The organism is Terrabacter sp. P2_E3 (assembly GCF_056403915.1).
The window spans coordinates 419,410-441,182 of the sequence record NZ_JBFUEN010000003.1; the positions used below are offsets into that span (position 1 = coordinate 419,410).

At 71.3% G+C, this 21,773-nt stretch carries 16 protein-coding genes; 11 read left to right on the forward strand and 5 right to left on the reverse strand.

Annotated features, from left to right (window positions below):
* Positions 1-224 precede the first annotated feature (224 nt).
* Complete coding sequence (locus AC1DW8_RS05210) at positions 225-4,892, forward strand: multicopper oxidase domain-containing protein (protein WP_478092390.1); 4,668 nt, start codon at positions 225-227, stop codon at positions 4,890-4,892.
* A gap of 77 nt (positions 4,893-4,969) precedes the next feature.
* On the opposite strand, the gene AC1DW8_RS05215 is transcribed toward AC1DW8_RS05210, so the two are convergent.
* Positions 4,970-5,329: a TraR/DksA C4-type zinc finger protein gene (locus AC1DW8_RS05215; RefSeq protein ID WP_056774367.1), complete on the reverse strand. Its 360-nt coding sequence runs from the start codon at positions 5,327-5,329 to the stop codon at positions 4,970-4,972.
* Between the two features lie 259 nt (positions 5,330-5,588).
* On the opposite strand from AC1DW8_RS05215, the gene AC1DW8_RS05220 reads away from it, so the two are divergent.
* From AC1DW8_RS05220 to AC1DW8_RS05250, 7 genes are all read left to right on the forward strand, one after another.
* Complete coding sequence (locus tag AC1DW8_RS05220; protein ID WP_478092392.1) at positions 5,589-6,221, forward strand: hypothetical protein; 633 nt, start codon at positions 5,589-5,591, stop codon at positions 6,219-6,221.
* A gap of 100 nt (positions 6,222-6,321) precedes the next feature.
* Positions 6,322-7,785: a hypothetical protein gene (locus AC1DW8_RS05225; RefSeq protein ID WP_478092394.1), complete on the forward strand. Its 1,464-nt coding sequence runs from the start codon at positions 6,322-6,324 to the stop codon at positions 7,783-7,785.
* Positions 7,786-7,878: 93 nt separating this feature from the next.
* A complete protein-coding gene (locus tag AC1DW8_RS05230) occupies positions 7,879-9,135 on the forward strand; it encodes an Nramp family divalent metal transporter (protein WP_235508685.1) in 1,257 nt (418 codons plus the stop codon).
* A gap of 309 nt (positions 9,136-9,444) precedes the next feature.
* Positions 9,445-10,590 (forward strand): acyl-CoA dehydrogenase family protein, encoded by a 1,146-nt coding sequence (locus tag AC1DW8_RS05235; protein WP_478092397.1) that lies wholly within the window; start codon positions 9,445-9,447, stop codon positions 10,588-10,590.
* Complete coding sequence (locus tag AC1DW8_RS05240) at positions 10,590-11,666, forward strand: acyl-CoA dehydrogenase family protein (RefSeq protein WP_056774358.1); 1,077 nt, start codon at positions 10,590-10,592, stop codon at positions 11,664-11,666. The genes AC1DW8_RS05235 and AC1DW8_RS05240 overlap by 1 nt, the downstream gene beginning before the upstream one ends.
* Before the next feature lie 85 nt (positions 11,667-11,751).
* A complete protein-coding gene (locus tag AC1DW8_RS05245; protein WP_478092399.1) occupies positions 11,752-12,489 on the forward strand; it encodes an enoyl-CoA hydratase-related protein in 738 nt (245 codons plus the stop codon).
* A gap of 94 nt (positions 12,490-12,583) precedes the next feature.
* Complete coding sequence (locus AC1DW8_RS05250) at positions 12,584-13,783, forward strand: MFS transporter (RefSeq protein WP_056774354.1); 1,200 nt, start codon at positions 12,584-12,586, stop codon at positions 13,781-13,783.
* 161 nt (positions 13,784-13,944) lie between these two features.
* Here AC1DW8_RS05250 and AC1DW8_RS05255 read toward each other — a convergent pair whose 3' ends face one another.
* Positions 13,945-15,690: an MDR family MFS transporter gene (locus AC1DW8_RS05255; RefSeq protein ID WP_056826134.1), complete on the reverse strand. Its 1,746-nt coding sequence runs from the start codon at positions 15,688-15,690 to the stop codon at positions 13,945-13,947.
* A gap of 1 nt (position 15,691) precedes the next feature.
* A complete protein-coding gene (locus tag AC1DW8_RS05260) occupies positions 15,692-16,204 on the reverse strand; it encodes a MarR family winged helix-turn-helix transcriptional regulator (protein ID WP_478092402.1) in 513 nt (170 codons plus the stop codon).
* A gap of 232 nt (positions 16,205-16,436) precedes the next feature.
* Between AC1DW8_RS05260 and AC1DW8_RS05265 the strand changes: the two genes are divergently transcribed.
* Positions 16,437-17,192: a GAF and ANTAR domain-containing protein gene (locus tag AC1DW8_RS05265; protein WP_056774344.1), complete on the forward strand. Its 756-nt coding sequence runs from the start codon at positions 16,437-16,439 to the stop codon at positions 17,190-17,192.
* Positions 17,193-17,330: 138 nt separating this feature from the next.
* On the opposite strand, the gene AC1DW8_RS05270 is transcribed toward AC1DW8_RS05265, so the two are convergent.
* Together AC1DW8_RS05270 and AC1DW8_RS05275 are read right to left on the reverse strand one after the other, a co-directional pair.
* Complete coding sequence (locus tag AC1DW8_RS05270) at positions 17,331-18,119, reverse strand: sigma-70 family RNA polymerase sigma factor (protein WP_200959116.1); 789 nt, start codon at positions 18,117-18,119, stop codon at positions 17,331-17,333.
* A 192-nt stretch (positions 18,120-18,311) separates the two neighbouring features.
* On the reverse strand, positions 18,312-19,175 hold the full coding sequence (locus tag AC1DW8_RS05275) for a maleylpyruvate isomerase family mycothiol-dependent enzyme (protein WP_235508686.1): 864 nt from the start codon (positions 19,173-19,175) through the stop codon (positions 18,312-18,314).
* Between the two features lie 26 nt (positions 19,176-19,201).
* On the opposite strand from AC1DW8_RS05275, the gene AC1DW8_RS05280 reads away from it, so the two are divergent.
* Both AC1DW8_RS05280 and AC1DW8_RS05285 read left to right on the forward strand, forming a co-directional pair.
* Positions 19,202-21,307 carry a cytochrome c oxidase assembly protein gene (locus tag AC1DW8_RS05280; RefSeq protein ID WP_478092405.1) on the forward strand — a complete coding sequence of 702 codons (2,106 nt, stop codon included), beginning with the start codon at positions 19,202-19,204 and terminating at the stop codon, positions 21,305-21,307.
* A 56-nt stretch (positions 21,308-21,363) separates the two neighbouring features.
* Positions 21,364-21,567: a DUF6767 domain-containing protein gene (locus tag AC1DW8_RS05285; protein ID WP_478092407.1), complete on the forward strand. Its 204-nt coding sequence runs from the start codon at positions 21,364-21,366 to the stop codon at positions 21,565-21,567.
* Positions 21,568-21,773 lie beyond the last annotated feature (206 nt).

The window sequence follows — 21,773 nt, forward strand, 5'->3', positions numbered from 1 at the left end:
TTTGCCGAACCTGAGCACGATTGTGCATGAATGCGGACACGCGAAATCCATTTCCGGAATCGCTTGTGGCGCAAAAGGTTTCGCATTTTCAATCCAAGAGAAAGTGGACGTTCAGACCCCCATTCCTGTCTAACCTTTGTGAATTCGCTGGACATGCGAAGTAGGTCACGGGGCAGGTGGGGAAGATGCCAGGTAGCAGTCCGAGAAGATGGTTGTCGGCGATCGTGGCCAGTGCCGCGACGGTGCTCGCGTTGGGCCTGCAGGCGGGGGTGGTGCCGGCCACGGTCGCGGCAGCGTCGCCACCGACGGGACCCACGGACGCGTCGAAGGTTCCCCACTACTTCGGGCCCTGGCCGAACTGGGCCAACAGCCCCCTGACGTTGCCGACGGCGACGGTCAGCATCACTGACGCCGGCACCGGAGCAGGCGCGACCGCCGTGGCACAGGTGGGACCCGACGGCAGCATCGGTGCGATCAACCTGACAGCTCCGGGGCACGACTACACCTCGCCCACCGTCACCATCAACGCGCCGACCGTCGCCGGCGGGGCGCAGGCGACAGCGACCGCGACGGTCAAGGCGACCGGCGCGGTCGTCTCCGCGTCGGTCACCGCCGCGGGCGCGGGCTACTCCGGCTTCGTCGCCACCGTGGCAGGCGACGGGACGGGCGCCAGCGTGACGCCTTCCGGTGGCGTCGACGCCGTGGCCCTGACGGACGGCGGCGCGGGCTACACCATGCCCACCGTCCTCATCGACCTCCCGGACGACCCGAACGGCACGCGTGCCACCGGTCACGTCGAGCAGGCCGACCTCGTGGGCGGCGTGGTCCAGAAGGTCACGGTGGAGGACCCCGGCTCGGGCTACACGACCGCACCGGCCGTCAGGATCCTCGACGGGACGCTCTCCGACCCCATCAGCGGGTCGACCCCAGCCGCGGCGACCGCGACGCTCAAGCTCGTCGGACTCGCTGTCGACGTCCCGGGCTCGGGATACACCGCGGCCACGGTGGCTGTCACGGACCCGACCGGAGGCGGAACGGGTGCCACCGGCGCCGTGACGACTGACGTCGGATCGCTCGACTCGGTCACCGTCACGAATGCCGGCAGCGGCTACCTCACGGCGGGCATGAAGAAGTTCCAGGACGCTCTGCCGGTCACGTGCGACCCCAAGGCTGACGGATCCGGCTGTCCCGCCATCGCCCAGGTGCAGGGGACGGACGCAGCCATGGGGCCCGACAACAAGTTCATCCCGTTGGCGGTCCCCGAGGCGAAGACGTACAACGGCAAGGTCGCCGACGAGTACGTCATCGGTCTCGTGCAGTACCGTACGAAGTTCTCGTCCGACCTTCCGGCAACCCTCGTCCGCGGCTACGTCCAGCTCTCGACGACCGCAGTCCCGGGCCGGCACGTCACCCTCTTCAACGAGCTGCAGAACGGTGACCAGCAGGCCATCTCCGGCTACACCGGGGTGACCGCCCCGCAGTGGCTCGGCCCGATCATCGCGGCGACGAAGGACCGTCCGGTGCGCATCGTCTTCCGCAACCTGCTGCCCAAGGGCGCCGACGGTGATCTCTTCCTGCCCACCGACAGCACGATGATGGGCTCCGGCATGGGCCCGATGGCCATGCCCGCACCCGTCGACAGCGGCGCCGTGACCGACGCCGTGCGCAACCCCGCGTGCACCCAGGAGCCGAAGGCCGTCGACTGCTTCAAGGACAACCGAGCCACCCTGCACCTGCACGGCGGCACGACCCCGTGGATCAGCGACGGCACGCCGCACCAGTGGATCACGCCCGCCGGGGAGAGCACCTCGTGGCCGCAGGGCGTCAGCGTGCAGAACGTCCCCGACATGCTGTCGGACCCGGCCAACTCCGGCTCTCCCGCAGTCTGTGCCGCGAAGGACGATGGCTGCTCGACGTTCTACTACACCAACCAGCAGAGCGCGCGGCTGATGTTCTACCACGACCACTCGTGGGGCATCACGCGTCTCAACGTGTATGCCGGTGAGGCCGCCGGCTACACCATCACCGACAACACCGAGAAGGCGCTCGTGAACGCGGGCCTGATCCCGACCGCCGCCGACACCTTGCCGCTCATCGTCCAGGACCGGACCTTCGTGCCCGGCGACGCCCAGCTCAAGGACACCGTCGACGCCAACGGCAAGGTCACGGCATACGGCCAGGATCCGACGTGGGACGCGAAGCGATGGGGCACCAAGGGCAGCTTCTGGTACCACCACGTCTACATGCCGGCGCAGAACCCGGGTGACCCCGGTGGGCTGAGCGCCTACGGACGGTGGATGTACGGACCGTGGTTCTGGCCACCGGCCACGGGCACGACGTACGGACCGATCGCGAACCCGTACTACGACCCGAGCTGCAACCTCGACGACCCGTCGACGTGGCAGTACCAGACCGACCCGTTCTGCGAGCCGGAGCAGATCCCCGGGACGCCCAACGTGTCGGCCGGCATGGAGCAGTTCAACGACACCCCGATCGTCAACGGTGTCGCCTACCCGACCATGACCCTGCAGCCGAAGACGTACCGGATGCGGCTGCTCAACGCCGCGAACGACCGGTTCTTCAACTTCCAGTGGTACACGGCCGACCCCGCCCGGGCGAACGGCAACGGCCAGAGCGAGGTCAAGCTGAACCCGACCGAGCTGGCTGCCGCGCAGACCGACCCGACGGTGTCACCGACACCGGCCGACGCCCACAACGACGCTGCCGGCCCAGACTGGGTGCAGATCGCGAGCGAGGGCGGCTTCCTGCCTGCGCCCGCGGTGATCGACGGCCAGCAGCCGACGACCTGGATCACGGACCCGACCCGCTTCGACTTCGGCAACGTCGACAAGCACTCGATGCTGCTCGCTCCGGCGGAGCGTGCCGACGTCGTCGTCGACTTCTCGAAGTTCGCGGGCAAGACGCTGATCCTCTACAACGACGCACCCGCTGCCTTCCCGGCACGTGTGCCGTCGTACGACTACTACACGGGCGGCCCGGACCTCAGCCCGACCGGGGCTCCGACCGTCATGCCGGGATACGGGCCCAACACCCGCACCGTGATGCAGGTGAAGATCGCGGCCGCCACCCCGGCGCCGGCCTTCAACGTGACGGCGCTCGCCGCCGCCTTCAAGCACCAGCCGAACGGATCCGGGGTCTTCGAGTCCGGCCAGCACCCGGCGATCGTCGGCCAAGCCGCCTACAACTCGGCCTATGGGACGAGCTTTGCTGCCAGCAGCAACTGCAACGTCAAGACGGGAAACGTCACCAGGTGCGACGGCCTCGTGCGCGTCAACGACACCGGCGCCTTCGGCTTCAACACCCTTGCGGCTCCCACCGCGAAGATGACGATGGGGCTCGAACCGAAGGCGATCCACGACGAGATGAACTCCTCGACGTTCGACGACTACGGGCGCATGCAGGCCAACCTCGGTGTGGAGGCGCAACCTCCGGCACCGGGAGCGCAGAACGTCACGCTGTACCCGTACATCAACCCGGCGACCGAGCTCATCGACGGCACCAACCTGCCGGCAGCGGACGTCGCGGTCACCCCGATCACGGACGCCAAGGACGGGACGCAGATCTGGCGCTTCACCCACAACGGCGTGGACACGCACCCGATCCACTTCCACCTCTACGACGTCCAGGTGCTCAACCGGGTCACGTGGGACAACATCGTCATCCCACCGGACGCGAACGAGCTCGGCTGGAAGGACACCGTGCGGATGAGCCCGCTCGAGGACACCATCGTCGCCCTGCGGCCTGTGGTCCCCCAGGTGCCCTTCGAGGTGCCGAACGCGATCCGCGCCCTCAACCCGATGATGCCCCTCGGATCACAGTCCGGGTTCAACAACATCGACCCGCAAGGGAACCCGACGGGTGCCATCGTCAACTCACTCGTCAACATGGGCTGGGAGTACGTCATCCACTGCCACATCCTCAGTCACGAGGAGATGGACATGATGCGTCCCGAGTCCCTGGCCCTGCCGCCGAACACGGCGACCTGGCCGGCTACCGGGGGAGCAGTGGTGACGGGCAACGGCAACAACCGCCACATCACCCTGACGTGGGGCGACAACTCGATCACCGAGACGGCGTTCGTGGTCCAGCGGTCCACCGACGGGACGACGTGGGTGGATGTGGGAACGGTGAACGTGCCGCTCACGGACACCAACGTCCACCAGTCGCGGACGCTCACCGACTCCACGTCGAACCCGAGCACGGCCTACCTCTACCGGGTGGTCGCCCAGAACACGGTCGGCTACGGGAAGGGAATCCCGACGATGACGGCGAGCTCGACCTCGGCCACCCTGGGTGTCAATGCGCCGGCGGCTCCGACGATCCTCACCGCGACCCTGGCGGCAGGTCCGCAGGTCAGCCTCTCGTGGCGTGACAACGCCACGAACGAGTCCGGCTTCCTCGTCGAGCGCTCCGTCAACGGCGGCACGTTCGCCCGGCTCGCGACCCCGCCTGCGCGTGCCAACACCGGAACGGCGACCTACGTCGACGGCGCCGTCTCGGTCGGCAGCACGTACGCCTACCGGGTCAGCGCGGTCAACGTCGCCGGGCAGTCGACGCCGAGCAACACTGCCACGGCGGCGGTGCTGCTCCCGGGACAGCCCACGATCGCCACGGCGACCGCGGTCCGGTCCGGCAACAACGAGCGGGTGACGCTGACGTGGGGTGACGTCGCCAACGAGACGAGCTACGTCGTCCAGTGGAGCGCGAACAGCTTCGCGACGGTCTCCGGGCAGTCCGGAGCGCTGGCGGCGGGCTCGACGACCTTCACGACGGGCAACATCGCCCGGCAGGCCTGGTCCTTCCGGGTCCGCGCAGTGAACGTCGTCGGAGTCGTCGACTCGGCGGTGCGGCCGGTGGCAGCAGCACCGTGACGCGGCTCTAGACGCTCGACCAGCAGTGGGGGCTCGTGGCGACGGGCCCTCACTGCTGCCCGCTGCCGCACGGTCGGTCAGCGCAGGGCGGTCCCCGCGTGGCTCATGCAGGTCCGGGCCGTGGGTCGGGCTCGCAGCCGCTCGTCGGGGATCGCCTCGCCGCAGACCTCGCACCGGCCGTAGCCGCCGTCGGTGATCCGCTGCAGCGCGGCGTCGATCTCGACGAGGTGCCGCTCCGCCTGCTCGATGAGGGCGCCGATCTGGGTGCGCTCGTAGGCGATGGTCGAGCCCTCGGGGTCGTGCTCGTCGTCGGCGATGTTGGCCGCCGACGCCTCGACGACCTCGGTGAACTCCCGGCGCAGCCCGGTGATGCGCTCGACCTCGGTGGCCCGGTCCGCCGTCAGCTCCGCCGCGTGTGCGGCCGTCTTGGTGCTCATGTCCCCATCGTCCTCCCGTTCGGCCGAGCCGGCCTGATCGAGTGGTCCACGGCACCATCCCCGGCGCCGGACCGACCGTCGATCCGGGCGCCTCGCCCGGACGACTACGACGCCGCGAGCCCGTGTCCCCGATGTCACGGCGTGGGCGACCCGTCCCGCGACGTGGGCACCGATCTGCTGTGCGTCGTATCAGCGGTGGCTCACGGCCTTCCGACCTGTGACGGGTGTCGACGGGGCACCCCGGGCGAGGGAGCCGGTCGTGACGGACGGACGAGTGCGCGACGCGGTCCACGGCATCGCCTGGGTCGCCGGGCTGGCGGCTCTCGCGTGGGGAGGACTCGGTCTCACCGGGGTGCAGGGCGCGCCGCGCAGCGGCCACGGCGCCGTCGCGGCATCGTCGGTCGTGATCACGACGCCGCCGAGCGGGATCCGTATCGAGGGTGGCCCGAACGCTGACGGCTGGTATGCCGCCCCGGCTCGCTACCACTGGGTGACGCAGGACCTCGGCGGCGGGATCGCATCGTGCCAGGGCGGATCCGTCGTCGCCGTCGACTCGGGAGTGCCTCGTACCGTCTACGGCACGTGTGTCGACGGTGCGGGCCGGGCGGCGCCCTACGTCGGCTTCTCCTACCGCTACGACGGCACGCCGCCGACGCTCGACCCGGTCGCCATCCCAGCGGTCGTGCCCCGGCACGGGGTCGTCGTCGCCGTGCCACGGGCGACCGACGCACTCTCGGGCGTCGCCCGCCAGAGCTGCAACGGTGGCCGCGCGCCGAACACCCGTCGGCTCGGACGCCACACCGTCACGTGCTTCGTGCGGGACCGCGCCGGCAACCTGGCCACGGCCAGCGTGTCCTACCTCGTCGTCGACCGACGGCTCCGCCAGGGCTGAGCGACCGCGGAGGACGGCCGGGCGGCCGGGCAGGCCGACCGAGCGCCCGCCGACCAGCCGGCCGCGACGGATCGAGCTGCCCACCCGGCAGGATGGAGCCATGAGCGACCCCAGAGGAGTGGTCTTCCCACTCGACCCGACGTCCGGACGCCGCAGCACGACTGCCACCGGACGTGCCGTGGTCGCCGACGCCCTGCGGGGGGTCGACCCGGTCGGCGCCGCCTCCGCCGAACGCGAGACGAACTGGCGCCAGGGCTACCTCCCGCACTTCCGGCGCCTCGTCGAGGCCGGGGTCGCGGTCCCGGGCGCGGCGCAGGCCATCGCCACGAGCGGGCTCGACTCCCTGCACGCCCGCATGCGCTGGGCGACCGACGACGGCGACCGACCGCTCGAGGTGGCCGTCGCCGCCGACGAGAGCGTGCCCGCGCTCGGCTCCGAGACCGTGCGTGGCGAGGGCGCGCCCGACCGCACGCTCTCGGTGCCGTATGCCGGTGAGCGACTCTCGGGGGACGCCCTGCGTCGACGGCTCGAGCTGTGGGTCAAGGCGGGGACCGTCGAGCCCACGTGCGCCGAGGCCGTCGGCCTCGTCATCGACAACCCCGACTGGCTCGACCTCTCCGACCGCACGGTCGTGGTGCTCGGTGCCGCCGCCGAGATGGGCCCACTGCGCTCGCTGCTGCGCTGGGGCGCCGACGTCGCCGCCGTCGATCTGCCGCGAAAGGACCTGTGGGACAAGCTGATCGGCGACACGCGCCGACTCGCTGGATCCATCACCGTGCCGGTCCGCCCCGGGGGCGAGCCACTGGCAGCACGCGCCGGCGGCGATCTCGTCCACGACCTCGGCGCCGTCACCCGATGGGTCGCGGCCATCGACGGACCGATCGCCATCGGCAACTACGTCTATGCCGACGGCGAGACCAACGTCCGCGTCTCGATGGCCGTCGACGCCCTGACCCGCGCGGTCGTCGAGGCCAAGGGCCGCGACGACGTCGCCCTCGCCTTCCTCGCGACACCGACAGACGTCTTCGCCGTCCCCGGGGCCGCGGTCGAGCGCTCCGTCGACAGCTACGCCCACCGGCGCACCTCCAAGGTCCTGCGGGTGCCGCTGCGCACCGTGAGTGGCGGCCGGCTCCTGCGCCGCAACTACGTGCCCGGCCAGGACCCCGGCATCAACGACAGCGTCGTACTCCAGCAGGGACCCAACTACCTGCTCGCCAAGCGCCTCCAGCGGTGGCGGGCGACGGCATACCGCGCCGACGGCGGTCTCGTGTCGTTCAAGGTGGCCCCGCCCACGCGCACCCGCTCGGTCGTCAAGAACCGGGCGCTCGCCGCCGCCTACGCCGGCGCGCACCGCTTCGGCATCGAGGTGTTCGAGCCCGGCACGGCCAACACGCTCATGGCCGCGCTCCTCGTCCACGACCTGCGCACCGGCTCGCCCGCGCAGCCGACGGCCTGGCAGGACGAGGCGTATGCCGCCGCGCACGGAGGCCTGTGGACGGCCGCCTACGACCCGCGCAGCGCCCTCGGGATCGCCGCCCTCCTGGGGGTCGCGTCGGCCCGCTGAGCTCCTGGAGGGGGGCCGGTCGGGGTGAGGCCTTCGTCGCACCGACGCCGGGGGAGTTGGCGCACGCGCCCCGGAGGCTCGATGCTGTGTCCCATGGGTGAGCGAGTGGCGCAGCAGCCACGCGTGGACGACCGGTCGCCCGAGCGTGGGCTCGGCGGCACCATCGGCGCGCCCCGCACCCTCGTCCCGGCGCTGCTGGCCGCCATCGCCTATGTCGACCCCGGCAACTTCGGCGTCAACATCACGTCCGGGGCCGAGCACGGCTACACGCTCGTGTGGGTCGTCGTCTTCGCGAGCTGCTCGGCCATGGTCATCCAGTACCTCGCGGCCAAGCTCGGCATGGCGTCCGGCAAGAGCCTCGCCGAGCACAGCTCCGAACGCTTCCCGGGCGTCGGCCGGCTGCTCCTCTGGGCCCAGGCCGAGCTCGTCGTCATCATGACCGACCTCGCCGAGGTCGTCGGCGGGGCCATCGCGCTCAAGCTCCTCTTCGGCATGCCCCTCATGGCCGGGGCCGTCTGCGTGGCCCTCTTCAGCCTCGTCGTCCTCGCCCTCAAGGTCCGGGGGCGCAGCCACTTCGACTCGGTCGTGCTCGTCCTGCTCGTCGTCATCATCGGCTCGCTGCTGTGGCAGGTGCTCGTCGCCGACGTCGACCGGGTCGCGCTGCTGCGCTCGGTCGTGCCCGGACCGCTCGACTCGTCGGCGGCGCTGCTCGCGGTCGGCATCGTCGGCGCGACGGTGATGCCGCACGCCCTGCACTTCCACTCGGCCGCGTCGCGGGGTCATGACGACGGCAGCGAGGCGAGCCACGCCGAGCGTTTGCGCAGCGGCCGTCGCACGGTGCGCAGCGTCGTCATCGCCATGACGATCGCCGGTGCCGCCAACATCAGCCTCGTCGTGTTCGCAGCAGCCCTGCCCTCCACGGCCGGCGCGAGCATCGAGACGGCGTATGCCGCCCTGTCCGCCAACGCGGGGCAGATCGCCGCGACGATGCTGGCGGTCGCCCTCCTCGCGTCGGGGCTCGCCTCGACCCTCGTCGGCGTCCAGACGGGTGACGTCGTCATGCAGGGCTTCGGCCGCCGGCCCATCGCGCCGCTGCTGCGCCGGATGCTCGCCGTCGTGCCCACGCTCGTCATCCTCGGCCTGGGTGTCGAGCCGACCAACGCGCTCGTGTGGAGCCAGGTCGTCCTGTCGTTCGCCCTGCCCGGCACCCTCGTGCCGCTCCTGCTCTTCACCCGCGACCGCAGGATCATGGGCGTGCTCGTCAACCACCGCTTGACCACGGCCGTCGCCGTGGTCATCACCGCCGTCATCGTCGGTCTCTGCGCCTACCTCGTCGCCACCGCCTTCTGACCCACGCCCACGCCCCGTCGAGTGAGCGCCCCGTCACAGTCGAGTGAACGCCCCGTCACAGTCGAGTCAACGCCCTGCGCCGCCAGGGTGGGTTGAGCGCTCACTCGAGTGTGGTTGGGCGCTCACTCGAGTTTGGTTGGGCGGCCATTGGGGTGGGGTTGCGCGCTCAGTCGAGGGAGCGCTCGGCACCATGCGGACCGGGTGTGGCGGACGGCACCCGGCGGGACGGCATACGGCCTCGGGTCTCGCGAGGGACCGTGTGGGAGAGTGGCGCACGAACCGCTGCGACGTCGCGTGAGGAAGGTGAGCATGGCCCGTCTCGTCCCTCCGGGTGCGCGGGAGCTGCCCGCCCTGACCGAGCTGCGTCTCGAGGTGCGCGCCTTCCTCGCCGAGCAGGTCGCGGCCGGCGCGTTCGTGCCCCACGTCGACACGTGGCTCACCCGCTGGGACCGTGACTTCACCCGCGAGCTCGGCCGGCGCGGCTGGCTGGGGATGGTCATCCCGCAGCAGTACGGCGGGCAGGGCCGCACCTTTCTCGAGCGCTTCGTCGTCACCGAGGAGCTGCTCGTCGTCGGGGCTCCCGTCGCGGCGCACTGGATCGCCGAGCGGCAGATCGGACCGTCGCTGCTGCGCTACGGCACCGAGGAGCAGAAGGAGGCGTACCTGCCCGGGATCAGCCGCGGCGAGGTCGTCTTCGGCATCGGGATGAGCGAGCCGGACTCGGGCTCCGACCTCGCCAGTGTCCGCACCCGCGCCGAGCGGGTCGACGGCGGCTGGCGGCTCACCGGCACCAAGGTGTGGACCTCCGGCGCCCACGAGGCCGACGCCTTCTTCGCGCTCGCCCGGTCCGCGCCGCTCGACCCGGCGCACCGCCACGAGGGGCTGAGCCAGTTCATCGTCGACCTCCGGGCGCCCGGTGTCACGATCCGCCCGATCATCTCGATGGGCGGCGACCACCACTTCAACGAGGTGCACCTCGACGGCGTCCTCATCCCCGACGACCGCGTGCTCGGCGAGGTGGGGGAGGGCTGGTCGCAGGTGACGTCCGAGCTCGCCCACGAGCGCAGCGGGCCCGAGCGGGTCCTGTCCACCTTCCAGCTCCTCGCCGCCGCCGCGCAGGCCATGGACGACGGACGCCTGCCCACCGACCCGGGCCTCGGTCGCCACGTCGCCCGGGTCGCCGCCCTGCACCACATGTCGTTCGCCGTCTCGACGGCGCTCGAGAACGCCGTGGACGCCGACACGGCCGCGGCGGTCGTCAAGGTGCTCGGGACGACGGGCGAGGGCGACATCGCCGACTACGTCGACACGCTGACCGCCACCGGGTGGGCCCTCGACGAGGAGCTCGACACCCTCCTGCACGCCGCGATCCTCCAGCGTCCAGGCTTCACGCTGCGTGGCGGCACCAACGAGATCCTCCGTGGCGTCATCGCCCGCGGCCTCGGGATGCGCTGATGGCCGACCCCCGCGACCTCGCCGCGCCCACGACGCCGGACCCCGACCTCGTCGCGGTCCTCACCGACCTCTTCGCCGACTACCGCGCCACCCGCGCCACGCCCACCGCCGTCGTCGACCTCGACCGCGGCCTGTGGCAGCGCCTCGAGGACCTCGGACTGACGCGGCTCACCGGCTCGGAGTCCGCCGGCGGCAGCGGGGGAGGCTGGGTCGACGCCGCAGCGCTGCTCGGGCTCGCCGCCGCGGCGGCCGCGCCCGTGCCGCTCGCAGAGCACGACGTGCTCGGTGGCTGGCTGCTCGAGGCGGCCGGGCTGCCCAACGACGGAGGCCTCCGGACCGTATGCCGTCCCGACCCGTCCGGGGTCGCCCTCAACGTCACGTGGGCGCGCGACGCGAGCAGCGTCGTGGCCCTCTGGGAGGACCGCGACCAGTGGCGGGTCGCCGACGTGCCGATCGACCGCGTCGGCGTGGAGGAGCGCCGCAACCTCGCCGGGGAGCCCAGCGACACCGTCGAGTTCGACCTCGACGACCTCGAGGCGGGCATCGTCGTCGACCACGCGATCGGCGAGCAGTTCCACCTGCGTGGGGCGCTGGCCCGCTCGGCCCAGGTCGTCGGCGCCATGGAACGCGTCGTCGACGTCGTCCTCGCGCACGTGCGCGAGCGCGAGCAGTTCGGGCGGCCGATCGGGCGCTTCCAGGCGGTGCAGCACCTCGTGTCCGACATCGCCTGCGAGACGGCCCTGGCCCGTGCCGCCACCGACGCCGCCGTCGCCCGGGCCGCCGCGTCCGACTGGACCGACCCCGGCATGCTCTTCGCGGTCGGGGTCGCCAAGTCGTGCGTCGGGCACGCCGCCTCGGTCGTCGTCCGCGGGTCGCACCAGGCGCTCGGGGCCATCGGCACGACCCTCGAGCACGAGCTGCACACCCTGACGCGCCCGATCCTCGCCCGGCGCAGCGAGTACGGCTCCCTCCAGGACTGGGACGAGACCCTCACGGCGCTCGCCTCGTCCGCTGGTCACGACCGACTCTGGACCCTCATCACGACCGGCCGTGCCAAGACGCAGCACGCCCCCTGAACGACCCTGAACCACCGGGACCGCTCTGGACCCCTCTGGACCCCCTGAACCACCGAGCTCGCTGGTAGCCAAGGAGATTCGCCGCATGACCGAGATCCGCTACGACGTGACCGACGGCGTCGCGCTCATCACCCTCGACGCGCCCGACCGCCGCAACGCCCTCTCCGTCGAGATGTCGCGCGAGCTCATCGACGCCGCCCGCACGGCCGAGGCCGACGACGAGGTCGGTGCCGTCGTCGTCACGGGCGGAGCCCACTTCTGCGCGGGGGCGGTCCGCAGCGTCCTCGCCGACACGGGCCGTGACCCCGTCGAGGACGAGGCCTACCGCAACCTCGAGACCGTCTACGCCGCGTTCACGACGATCGGCGGGGTCGCGGTCCCGACCGTCGCGGCCGTGCGCGGGGCGGCAGTGGGGGCCGGCCTCAACCTCGCCCTTGCCACCGACCTGCGCATCGTCTCGCGCACGGCCCGGCTGCTCCCCGGCTTCGCCCAGATCGGCATCCACCCCGGCGGCGGCCACTTCACGCTCATCAACCGGGTCGCCGGGCGCGAGGCCGCCGCGGCCCTCGGGCTCTTCGGCGACGAGGTCGACGGCGAGCGCGCCGTCGCGCTGGGACTCGCCTGGGCGGCCTACGACGACGGCGACGTGCAGGACGCGGCGATGGCGGTAGCCGTTCGGGTCGCCCGGGACCCCGCCCTCGCCCGACGGATGGTCGCGAGCTTCCGCCGGGAGACGGCGCCCGGGGGCATGCCGTGGGACGTCGCCGTCGAGCTCGAGCGCTCGCCGCAGATGTGGTCGCTGCGCCGCAAGCACGGGGTGTGAGGCACGGCTCACCACGAATCCGGCATTTCGGATCCTCGGGGGTCGTGGTGCAAGGATGGGGAAGTTGGCCGTCCCCCACCGCGAAGGAGCACCTGTGCTGGCGTCCTACCGACCTCTCTTCGAGGTACCGGGGGCACGCGTCTTCATCACCGGCGGGCTGATCGCCCGCTCGGCAGGCTCGATGTTCGCCGTGTCCGTGGTCGCGATGGTCTCGGCACGCACCGGCTCCTACGCGCTCGCCGGGGCCGTGGTGGCGGTCGGGATGGTCTCCCTGGCGCTCTTCGCCCCCTTCCTCGGGCGGCTCGTCGACCGCTACGGCCAGCGCCGCATCGCCATCCCCTTCTTCCTCTGGTCGGGGTTCTGGGCCGTCATGACCCTCCTCGTCTCGATGCGGGGGCTGCCCTCGTGGCTGCTCTTCATCACGTTCCCGCTCTGCGGCGCGATCCCCAACCTCGGCACGATGGCCCGCGCGCGGTGGTCGCACATCTTCGCCGACGACCCACGCAACCTCCACGCGGCGATGTCGTTCGAGCAGGTCATGGAGGAGGTCACCTTCGTCATCGGACCGGTCCTCGCGATCTGGCTGTCGACGACGCTCTTCCCCGAGGCGGGCTTCGCCTTCGCCACCGTCGCCTACACCGTGGGCGTGCTGATCTTCATCTCGGCACGGTCCACGGAGCCGCCGGTCGTGCCGCACCACGAGCGACCCACCGAGCACGCCTACACGGTGCCGGGCCTCATCCCGCTCGCCTTCATCATGGTGATGACGGGGGCGATCTTCGGCGTCAACGAGGTCGTGACGCTCGCCGTCTCGCAGGAGCTGGGCGCGCCGAGCGCCGCCGGCGCCATCCTCGCGTTGTATGCCGTGGGGTCGGCCTCCGCGGGCCTCGTCTTCGGGCACGTCTCGCACGGCCGCAGCCTCGTCAAGCTCCTCATCGCCGGGACGTTCGGGATGGCGGTCCTCGAGATCCCGGTGCTCTTCGCCGGCAACCTCTGGGTCCTCGCCGGTCTCATGCTCGTCGCGGGCATGGCCACCGCTCCGACCCTCATCACGACGATGAACCTCATCGAGCGGATCGTCCCCAAGGCCCAGCTCAACGAGGGCATGACGATCGTGCTCACGGGACTCATCATCGGCATCGCGGCCGGCTCGGCCGTGTCGGGCATCGTCGTCGACCACGTCGGACCGCAGCACGGCTACTGGGTCGCGATCATCGCGGGCGCCTTCGCCTTCGTCATGGCCCTGGGCACGCGCGCGTTCCTCACCCGCCGCGAGCTGCACAACCTCCGCTGACCCGAGCCCACGGCATACGCCCCGACTGAACCGTCGAAAGGCCACGTTTCGCGGGTGCCACCACGTCGAAAGGCCACTTCTCCGACGAGAAGTGGCCTTTCGACTGCTCCGAGGCCACAGATCGTGGCCTCTCGACGGTGGGGCGGGGTGTGTCCGGAGGGTCAGTGGCCGGCGGGGGCCACCACGACGTCCTCGTCCTTCGCCGGCGCGGCCTGACCGGGCTTGGGGCCCAGGTCGATGTTCGGCAGGAAGAGCGTGGCGATGAACGCGAGGACGAGCACGCCGGCCGCGACGACGAAGACGACCGACATCGCGTCGGAGAAGCCGACGAGGAACGGCTTGGCGAGTGCCGGGTCGAGCTGGTTGATGAACGAGCTGTCCGACAGGGCCGCGCCGCCGACGCCCGCCCCCGAGCCGCCGGACTGCTGCGCGGCCTGGAGCTGCTCGATGAACGCCTTGTTGGCAGCCGGGTCGCCACCGGTCGGGTTGCGCAGGGCCGCCTGGAACTCCGGGGTCGGGGCGATCGCCGCGAACGCCTCGGAGATCTTCGTGCCGGCCTGCGAGAAGAGGATCGACAGGAAGACCGCGGTGCCGAGCGTGCCGCCGATCTGGCGGGTGAAGGTCGCGGACGACGTGGCGACGCCCATGTCGCGGCGGTCGACGGCGTTCTGCACGGCGAGGGTCAGCGGCTGGAAGTTGAAGCCGAGGCCGATACCGAAGAAGAACATCACGATCATCGTCTTCCAGAGCGGGGTGTCCGCGCCGACGAAGTGGAAGGCGAAGAGCGACAGGACGAGGATCGCCGCGCCCATGATCGGGAAGTGGCGGTAGCGCCCGGTCCGGGAGATGAGCTGACCGGAGACGATCGAGCCGGCCATGATCCCGAGGGTCATCGGGAGCAGCTGGAGGCCGGCCTGGGTCGGCGACGAGCCCTTGACGATCTGCAGGTAGAGCGGGATCGCGGCGAGGCCGCCAAACATGCCCATGCCGATGAAGACCGAGGCGACCGACGACGACGCCACGGTGCGGTTCGTGAAGAGGCGCAGCGGGATGAGCGCCTCCTCACCCATGGACCGCTCGAAGAGGAAGAAGGCGACGAGACCGGCGAGGCCGATGGCGTAGCAGGTGATGGAGGTCGGTGAACCCCAGCCCCACGCACGTCCCTGCTCGGCCACGATGAGCAGCGGCACGAGGGCGACCGAGAGGCTGAGGGCGCCCCAGTAGTCGATGCGGTGGTCGAGACGCGTGTGCCGGAGGTGCAGCGTGCGTGTCACGACGATGAGCGCGGCGACGGCGATCGGCACGTTGACGAGGAAGACCCAACGCCAGCCGGTGACGCCGAGGAGCGTCTCCTGGCCGGCGAAGAAGCCGCCGATGACCGGGCCGAGGACGCTCGAGGTGCCGAAGACGGCGAGGAAGTAGCCCTGGTACTTCGCGCGCTCACGCGGCGGCACGATGTCGCCGATGATGGCGAGGGCGAGCGAGAAGAGGCCGCCGGCGCCGATGCCCTGGACGGCTCGGAAGGCCGCGAGCGACGGGATCGACCACGACAGCGTGCAGAGCATCGAGCCGATCGTGAAGATCGTGATCGCGAAGATGAAGAGCTTCTTGCGCCCGTAGATGTCGCCGAGCTTGCCGTAGAGCGGCGTCGTGATCGTCGCGGTGATGAGGTATGCCGTCGTGACCCATGCCTGGCCGGCAAGGTCGTTGAGGTCGTCGGCGATGACGCGCATGGCGCTCGCGACGATGGTCTGGTCGAGCGCGGCGAGGAACATCCCCATCATGAGCCCGACGAGGATGGTCAGGATCTCCTTGTGGGAGAGCACCGGTCGCGCGTCGGGGCCTGCACCGGCTGGTGCGTCCGCGGTCGCGTCGACGCGAGGCGGCTCGGCGGTGGTGTCGGACATGTCAGTCCTCTTTCTGCTTCTGGGCTCTGGTGGAGTCGAAGGGCATGGGGGGCGGCGCTGCACCCCGGGCCCGGAGGTTGCTGTCGAGCGCGTCGCCGAGCTCGCGGAGCCGGTCGACGAACTCCTCGGCGGCAGGGCCGTCCCACTCGGAGAGCAGCCCCTGGAACCACCTGGCGCGGCTCGACTGGATGCGCTCGAGGGCCGCGCGGCCGTGCTCGGTGAGGGAGACGACCCACGCCCGCCCGTCGCTGGGGTCGGCGCTCTTCTCGAGCAGTCCGCTCGCCACGAGTGCGCTGACCTGGCGGCTCACGGTGGAGACGTCGTTGTGCAGCGTCGTCGCGAGCTCGGAGATGCGGACGGTGCCCTGGCCCGCCACGACGAAGAGCACGGGGTATGCCGTGACGTCCACGCCGTCCTCGAGCCGAGGGGCGGTGTGCTTGGCCGCGACGAGCAGCTTCTGGACGCGGAGGAGCCCGAGGAAGACGTCGTTCGCCTCGTCCCTGCTCACGGCCATCACATGCTCCTTGGGTCAACTACTTGCTTGCAGCATGCAAGTATTTGCCCGAACCGTCTCGGCTGTCAACTCACCTGTCGAAGGTTTGTCCAGCCATCGGATCGTCTCGCCACGTGCGGGGCTCATGTGGTTGTCTGTGGTCTCGCGCCATCGGGGAGGTGCGAGGATGACTCACGTGCCCGAACCGTCCAGCAGTGTGCGGAGCAGCCGGGCCAGATGTGCAGGGAGTGCCATGACGAGCGACGTTCCCGTCGATCCGACGATCAACGACGCCTTCCGACAGATGTCGGCCCTGATCTATGCCGGCGCCGACGCCGGCTCGATCCACCAGTCGCTCGTCGACTCCGCGCTACGCCTCGTCGAGGGCTGTGACCGGGCGTCGCTCCTCGTGCGCACGCGCGACCGCTACGTCACGGCGGCGAGCACCGACGACATCGCCCGACGCATCGACCAGATCGAGCTCGAGGTCGGCGAGGGCCCCTGTGTCGACGCCATCGTCTCCGAGGCCTACCAGCACGACGCCGACCTCACCGACGCGAAGACCCCGTGGCCGCGCTTCACCGAGCGCATCGTCGCCGAGACGCCGGTCCGGTCGGCCATCGGCTACCGGCTCCTGCTGGAGGGCGACAAGGTCGGTGCCCTCAACCTCTTCTCGGACACCCCCGGCGGCCTCACCTCGAAGTCGGCCGACGTCGGCGCGGTCATCGCCTCGTTCGCCTCGGTCGCGCTCATGGCGATCCGGGCGCGCGAGGAGGCGGCGACCCTCCGACAGGGGCTGACGAGCAACCGCGAGATCGGCAAGGCCGTCGGTCTGCTCATGGCGGCGCACCACATCAGCGGCCAGGAGGCGTTCGAGCTGCTGCGCAGCACCTCGCAGGAGCTCAACATGAAGCTGGCCCAGGTGGCTTCGCAGGTCATCGAGGGGCAGGAGTCGCAGTTCGGTCATGCCGGCCCGGCCGGCGGTGCCACGGCGGACTCGACGGTCTGACCCGACGCCGCGCCCGACGCGCCCGACGCGCCCGACGCGCCCGACGCGGGCGCGCACGCGGGCACGACCCTGTGTTGGATGACGAGTGGCCCCGACGCGCCTCACGGGCGTCGGGACCACGGTCGGAGCGGCGGGGGATCAGGCCGAGGCCATGCCCTCCGCGGACAGCTGGCGGCGCAGCTCGTCGAGCGTGCGCCGGAGCAGGCGGCTCACCTGCATCGCGCTGAGCCCCATGGACTCGGCGATCTCGGCCTGCGTCATGTCGCCGCCGAACCGGAGCTCGACGAGCTTCTGGTCCCGGGCGGGGAGCCGCCCGAGAGCGGTGCGCACGACGATGCCCTCGTCGAGGGCGGGGTCGGACCCCGAGTCGCCGCGGGCGTCGAGCAGGTCGAGGACCGGACGGCCACCGTCTGCGGTCGTCGCGTCGAGGGAGGCGGGGCGCAGGTTGGTCGCCGCGACCTGGGCCTCCTTGACGGCATCGAGTGTGATGTCGAGCTCGTGGGCGAGCTCGCCGGCGTCCGGGTCGTGGCCGAGCCGCTGCTCGAGCCGTGACCTCGTGTCGGTGACGAGCTGGCGTCGCTCCTGCAGCTCGCGCGGCGGGCGGACGAGCCAGCCGTGGTCGCGGAAGTGGCGGCGCAGCTCACCGGTGATGGTGGGTGTGGCGTAGGCGCCGAACTCGGTGGGCTTGGACAGGTCGAACCGCTGGAGCGCCTTGAGCAGTGCGAGGAACGCGACCTGCTCGAGGTCCTCTCGGTCGAGGCCCTTGCCCGAGTAGCGGTGGGCGAGAGAGCGGGCCAGCGGCATGTGCAGCACGGTCACGGTCTCGAGGGCGGTGGCGCGCTCGGACGACGAGTCCGAGGTGCGCAGGGTACTGATGAGCTCTCTGGTTCGCGCATCCTTGCGCGGACCCACGGATGGGTCGGTCATTTCAACTCCGATGGATCGGATCCCCGATGCGGCGCTGGCTTGACCGACTACTAGTGACGCTAGGCCGTTGCCCCTATATACACAAGGTGGACTTCGGCCCCGTCCAGGGGTCCCGAGGTGTATACGCGGGCGCGAGCAGCGACGGCCCTGGCGGTGTTCCCGAGGTGCGTGGGACCAGCCGGCTCAGGGGCCTCAGTGCGTGACGACGACGAGCGCCTCGAGGACGCGCCGGGCGATGTCCTCGTCGCCGGTGACGGTGTAGTGGATCTCGTCGACGCCGCGGCGTCCGGCGGCTCGACGCGTCAGGGCGTCCGTCGTGAGGTGGATCGACGTGACGTCGAGCTGCTCCTCACCCTCGGGCCGGTCGTTGCCGCTGAAAAGTGCTTCGCCGTAAGGGCGCCCGTCGTCACCGGTGATGATGCGCACCCCGCCGCGCGCGACGACGGGACCGCTCACGTCGAGCACCACGGCGTGGCCGGCCCCGATGCCGGCGACCCTCGAGGCGATGCGCGGGAGGGCGGCGAGGATGTCGGCGGTGAAGACCGCGGCGCTCGCGGAGTCGAGGTTGCCGGGCCGGTCGAGGGCGGCGCGGAGGTCCTGCTCGTGCACCCAGGCGTCGACGATCCGACGATGCAGGTGGTCGCCGAAGGTCGTCTCGGGCCCGAAGAAACCGCCGATCACGGTGTCGATGTCGGCGTCCGACGCGCGCAGGTCGGCGACGCGCTGCGGGTGGAACTCGGCCAGCTCGGCCACGACCTCGCGGCCGGAGAGGCCGCGCCGCGCCTCGACGTCGACCTCGACGAAGCGGGCGAAGTCGCTGTGGACGTGCGGGTAGTCGGGAACCTCGACCTGGGGCCGGGGCATGCCGGCGAAGGACTTCTCGGCCCCGACGACGTGGGCGATCTGGTCCTTGACGGTCCAGCCGGGGCACTCGGTCTGGATCTCGAAGTCCTCGTCTCGGCAGGAGTGCCCGAGGTCGATGATCGACTGCACGGAGTGGTCGAACGCGTCGATCAGTCCGTTGCGGTCGTCTGGGGCGGCCGGATGCATGGGCATGTCATCAGACTACTTACCCTTGAGGCATGCCAACCCTGCAGCGAGACGGTCTCGCCGGCCCGCGGACAGGCCCCACCACCCCGGCCTCCGGGCTCGTCCCGCTCGTGCTCGCCGCCGTCGTGGCGGTCGGTCTGCTGGCGAGCGTGGTCGCCGCGCGCTACACCGGCGCGGCCGCCCCGTTGCCCGGCGGCTTGACCGACGCGGGCCCGGTCGTCCGCTGGGCCCTTCCGCTCGTCCGGGTCGTCCACGACGTCGCCGCCTCGCTCACCATCGGCTCGCTGCTCCTCGCCGCCACGATGATCCCCGGCCGCACGCGCGCCGAGAGCGCCGCGCTCGACGAGCCGCGCCGCGCCGCCGCCCTCCGGGTCGCGACCGCCGCGGCGTTCGTCTGGGCGCTCGCGGGGGCCGTCGGCGTCGTATTCACCTTCGCCGATGCAGCAGGTATGCCGCTCAGCGACCCTCTCTTCGGACGCAACTTCACCGGGTCGGTGTGGTCGATCGAGCCGCTCCGGGTCGGGCTCATCAGCGCGGTCGCCGCGTTCGTCGTCGCCTCGGTCGCCGCCGTGGCCCGCTCTCGTGCCGTCGCGCTCGCGCTCACCGTCGTCTCGGCGTTCGGCCTGCTCGTCCTCGGCCTCGCCGGCCACGCGGGCGGGTCGGCCGACCACGAGACCGCCGTCAACGCGATCGCCGCCCACCTGCTCAGTGCTGCCGTCTGGGTCGGTGGACTCCTCGCACTGATCGTGCTCCGTCGTCCCCTGGGTGACGCGCTCGGCGTCGTCGCCCGCCGCTACTCGACCGTCGCCCTCTGGTGCTATGTCACCCTCGGCGCCTCCGGCGTCATGTCGGCCACGACGCGGCTCGGCTCGTGGTCCGACCTCGCGACGCCCTACGGCGTCCTCGTCCTCGTCAAGGTCCTGGCCTTCGCGGTCCTCGGGGTCGCGGGCGTCTGGCACCGGCGCGTCACGCTCGATCGCATCGACGAGACCGGCACCTCGGGTGCCGGCGCCGCCGGCACCGGCGTCCCTGAGGGTGCCCGGAGGCTGCGGAGCCGGCTCTTCGTGCGCCTCGCCGTCGCTGAGACCCTCGTCATGGCGCTCGCGTTCGGCGTCGCGACCGCGCTCGCGCGGAGCGAGCCCCCGGTGCCCGAGACGGTGGCAGACCCGAGCGCCGCGCTCTCGCTGACCGGCTACCCCGCGCCACCCGCCCCCACGGCGATGTCGTGGCTCACGGCCTGGCGGGTCGAGTGGCTCTTCCTCGCCACCGGCCTGCTGGCGGTCGGGCTCTACCTGGCCGGTGTCGTGCGCCTGCGCCGTCGTGGCGACGCCTGGCCGGTGATGCGGACCGTCAGCTGGGTCGTGGGCTGGCTGCTCTTCGTCTACGCCACCAACGGCGTGCTCGGCATCTACGGGCGGGTCGCCTTCTCGTGGCACATGACGCTGCACATGCTCGAGGCGATGGTCGTCCCGATCTTCCTCGTGCTCGGTGCGCCCGTGACGCTCGCGCTGCGCACCGTCCGGTCACGCCGCGACGGCACGCTCGGCCCGCGCGAGATGCTTCTCGCGCTCATCCACTCGCGGTTCCTCGCCGTCGTCGGCAACCCGGTCTTCGCGGCGGTCTTCTTCTTCATGAGCCTCGTCGTCTTCTACTGGACCGGTCTGTTCCAGCTGGCCCTGCAGACTCACACGGGGCACCTGCTCATGACCGCGCACTTCGTCCTCACGGGCTACCTCTTCGCGTGGGTGCTCGTCGGGGTCGACCCGGGCCCCAAGCGCTGGAGCCCGGCGCTGCGCCTCGTCGTGCTCTTCGCGACGATCTCCTTCCACGCCTTCTTCGGTGTTGCGATGATCAGCGGCACGACGCTCCTCGGCGGAGACTTCTTCCCGACGGTCGCCATCCCGTGGGTCACCGACCCGCTCGCGGACCAGCGCTACGGCGGGGGTGTGGCGTGGGCCATCGGTGAGCTGCCGAGCCTCGTGCTCTCGCTCACCGTCGCCCTGCAGTGGTTCCGCACCGACAGCGCGGAGTCGGTGCGGCAGGACCGCCGGGCCGACCGTGACGGCGATGCCGAGCTCACGGCATACAACGAGCGTCTGGCCGCGCTCGCCCGCCGCGACGAGGGCTCGCGGCGCTGACCGGGCGGTCGGAGCGTCACTACTACTCGATGTAGTATTGGCGTCGAGGAGGCGACATGCCGCAGCGACCGTCCGACCCGAGGTGCCCCATCCGGCTCGGTGAGCCGTGCACCCTCTGCTTCCCGGGGGCGAGCGGACCGCAGGACTGTGGCCTCGTCTACCTCGTCCGGAGCGACCCGGAGCTCCGCGAGGAGCTCGCGGCACGACGCCGCGAGCGCCACGCGGCGCAGCTCAGCGCACCGGCTGCCGCAGTTCCGTGACCCCCGCGTCGGCGTCGCCTGTCGGCGACTCGAGGTAGACCTCCCGACAGGGGCCGTATGCCGTGAGCTCCGTCGCGTCGACCTGCGTCGCGAGTGCGAGTCTCGCCTTGATGGCCTGCAGGCGACCGCGGTCGGCCGCCTCGGGTCCCTAGGGCGCCCGCGGGACGGAACCGCGGGCCCGGCACCGGCTCGACCGTGTGAGAGTT

Coding starts and splice junctions, on each gene's coding strand:
- AC1DW8_RS05245 (WP_478092399.1), top strand. CDS start 11,752: ATGACCGAGATCCGCTACGACGTGACCGACGGCGTCGCGCTCATCACC.
- AC1DW8_RS05255 (WP_056826134.1), bottom strand. CDS start 15,690: ATGTCCGACACCACCGCCGAGCCGCCTCGCGTCGACGCGACCGCGGAC.
- AC1DW8_RS05270 (WP_200959116.1), bottom strand. CDS start 18,119: ATGACCGACCCATCCGTGGGTCCGCGCAAGGATGCGCGAACCAGAGAG.
- AC1DW8_RS05240 (WP_056774358.1), top strand. CDS start 10,590: ATGGCCGACCCCCGCGACCTCGCCGCGCCCACGACGCCGGACCCCGAC.
- AC1DW8_RS05260 (WP_478092402.1), bottom strand. CDS start 16,204: ATGGCCGTGAGCAGGGACGAGGCGAACGACGTCTTCCTCGGGCTCCTC.
- AC1DW8_RS05280 (WP_478092405.1), top strand. CDS start 19,202: ATGCCAACCCTGCAGCGAGACGGTCTCGCCGGCCCGCGGACAGGCCCC.
- AC1DW8_RS05265 (WP_056774344.1), top strand. CDS start 16,437: ATGACGAGCGACGTTCCCGTCGATCCGACGATCAACGACGCCTTCCGA.
- AC1DW8_RS05275 (WP_235508686.1), bottom strand. CDS start 19,175: ATGCCCATGCATCCGGCCGCCCCAGACGACCGCAACGGACTGATCGAC.
- AC1DW8_RS05285 (WP_478092407.1), top strand. CDS start 21,364: ATGCCGCAGCGACCGTCCGACCCGAGGTGCCCCATCCGGCTCGGTGAG.
- AC1DW8_RS05215 (WP_056774367.1), bottom strand. CDS start 5,329: ATGAGCACCAAGACGGCCGCACACGCGGCGGAGCTGACGGCGGACCGG.
- AC1DW8_RS05225 (WP_478092394.1), top strand. CDS start 6,322: ATGAGCGACCCCAGAGGAGTGGTCTTCCCACTCGACCCGACGTCCGGA.
- AC1DW8_RS05235 (WP_478092397.1), top strand. CDS start 9,445: ATGGCCCGTCTCGTCCCTCCGGGTGCGCGGGAGCTGCCCGCCCTGACC.
- AC1DW8_RS05230 (WP_235508685.1), top strand. CDS start 7,879: ATGGGTGAGCGAGTGGCGCAGCAGCCACGCGTGGACGACCGGTCGCCC.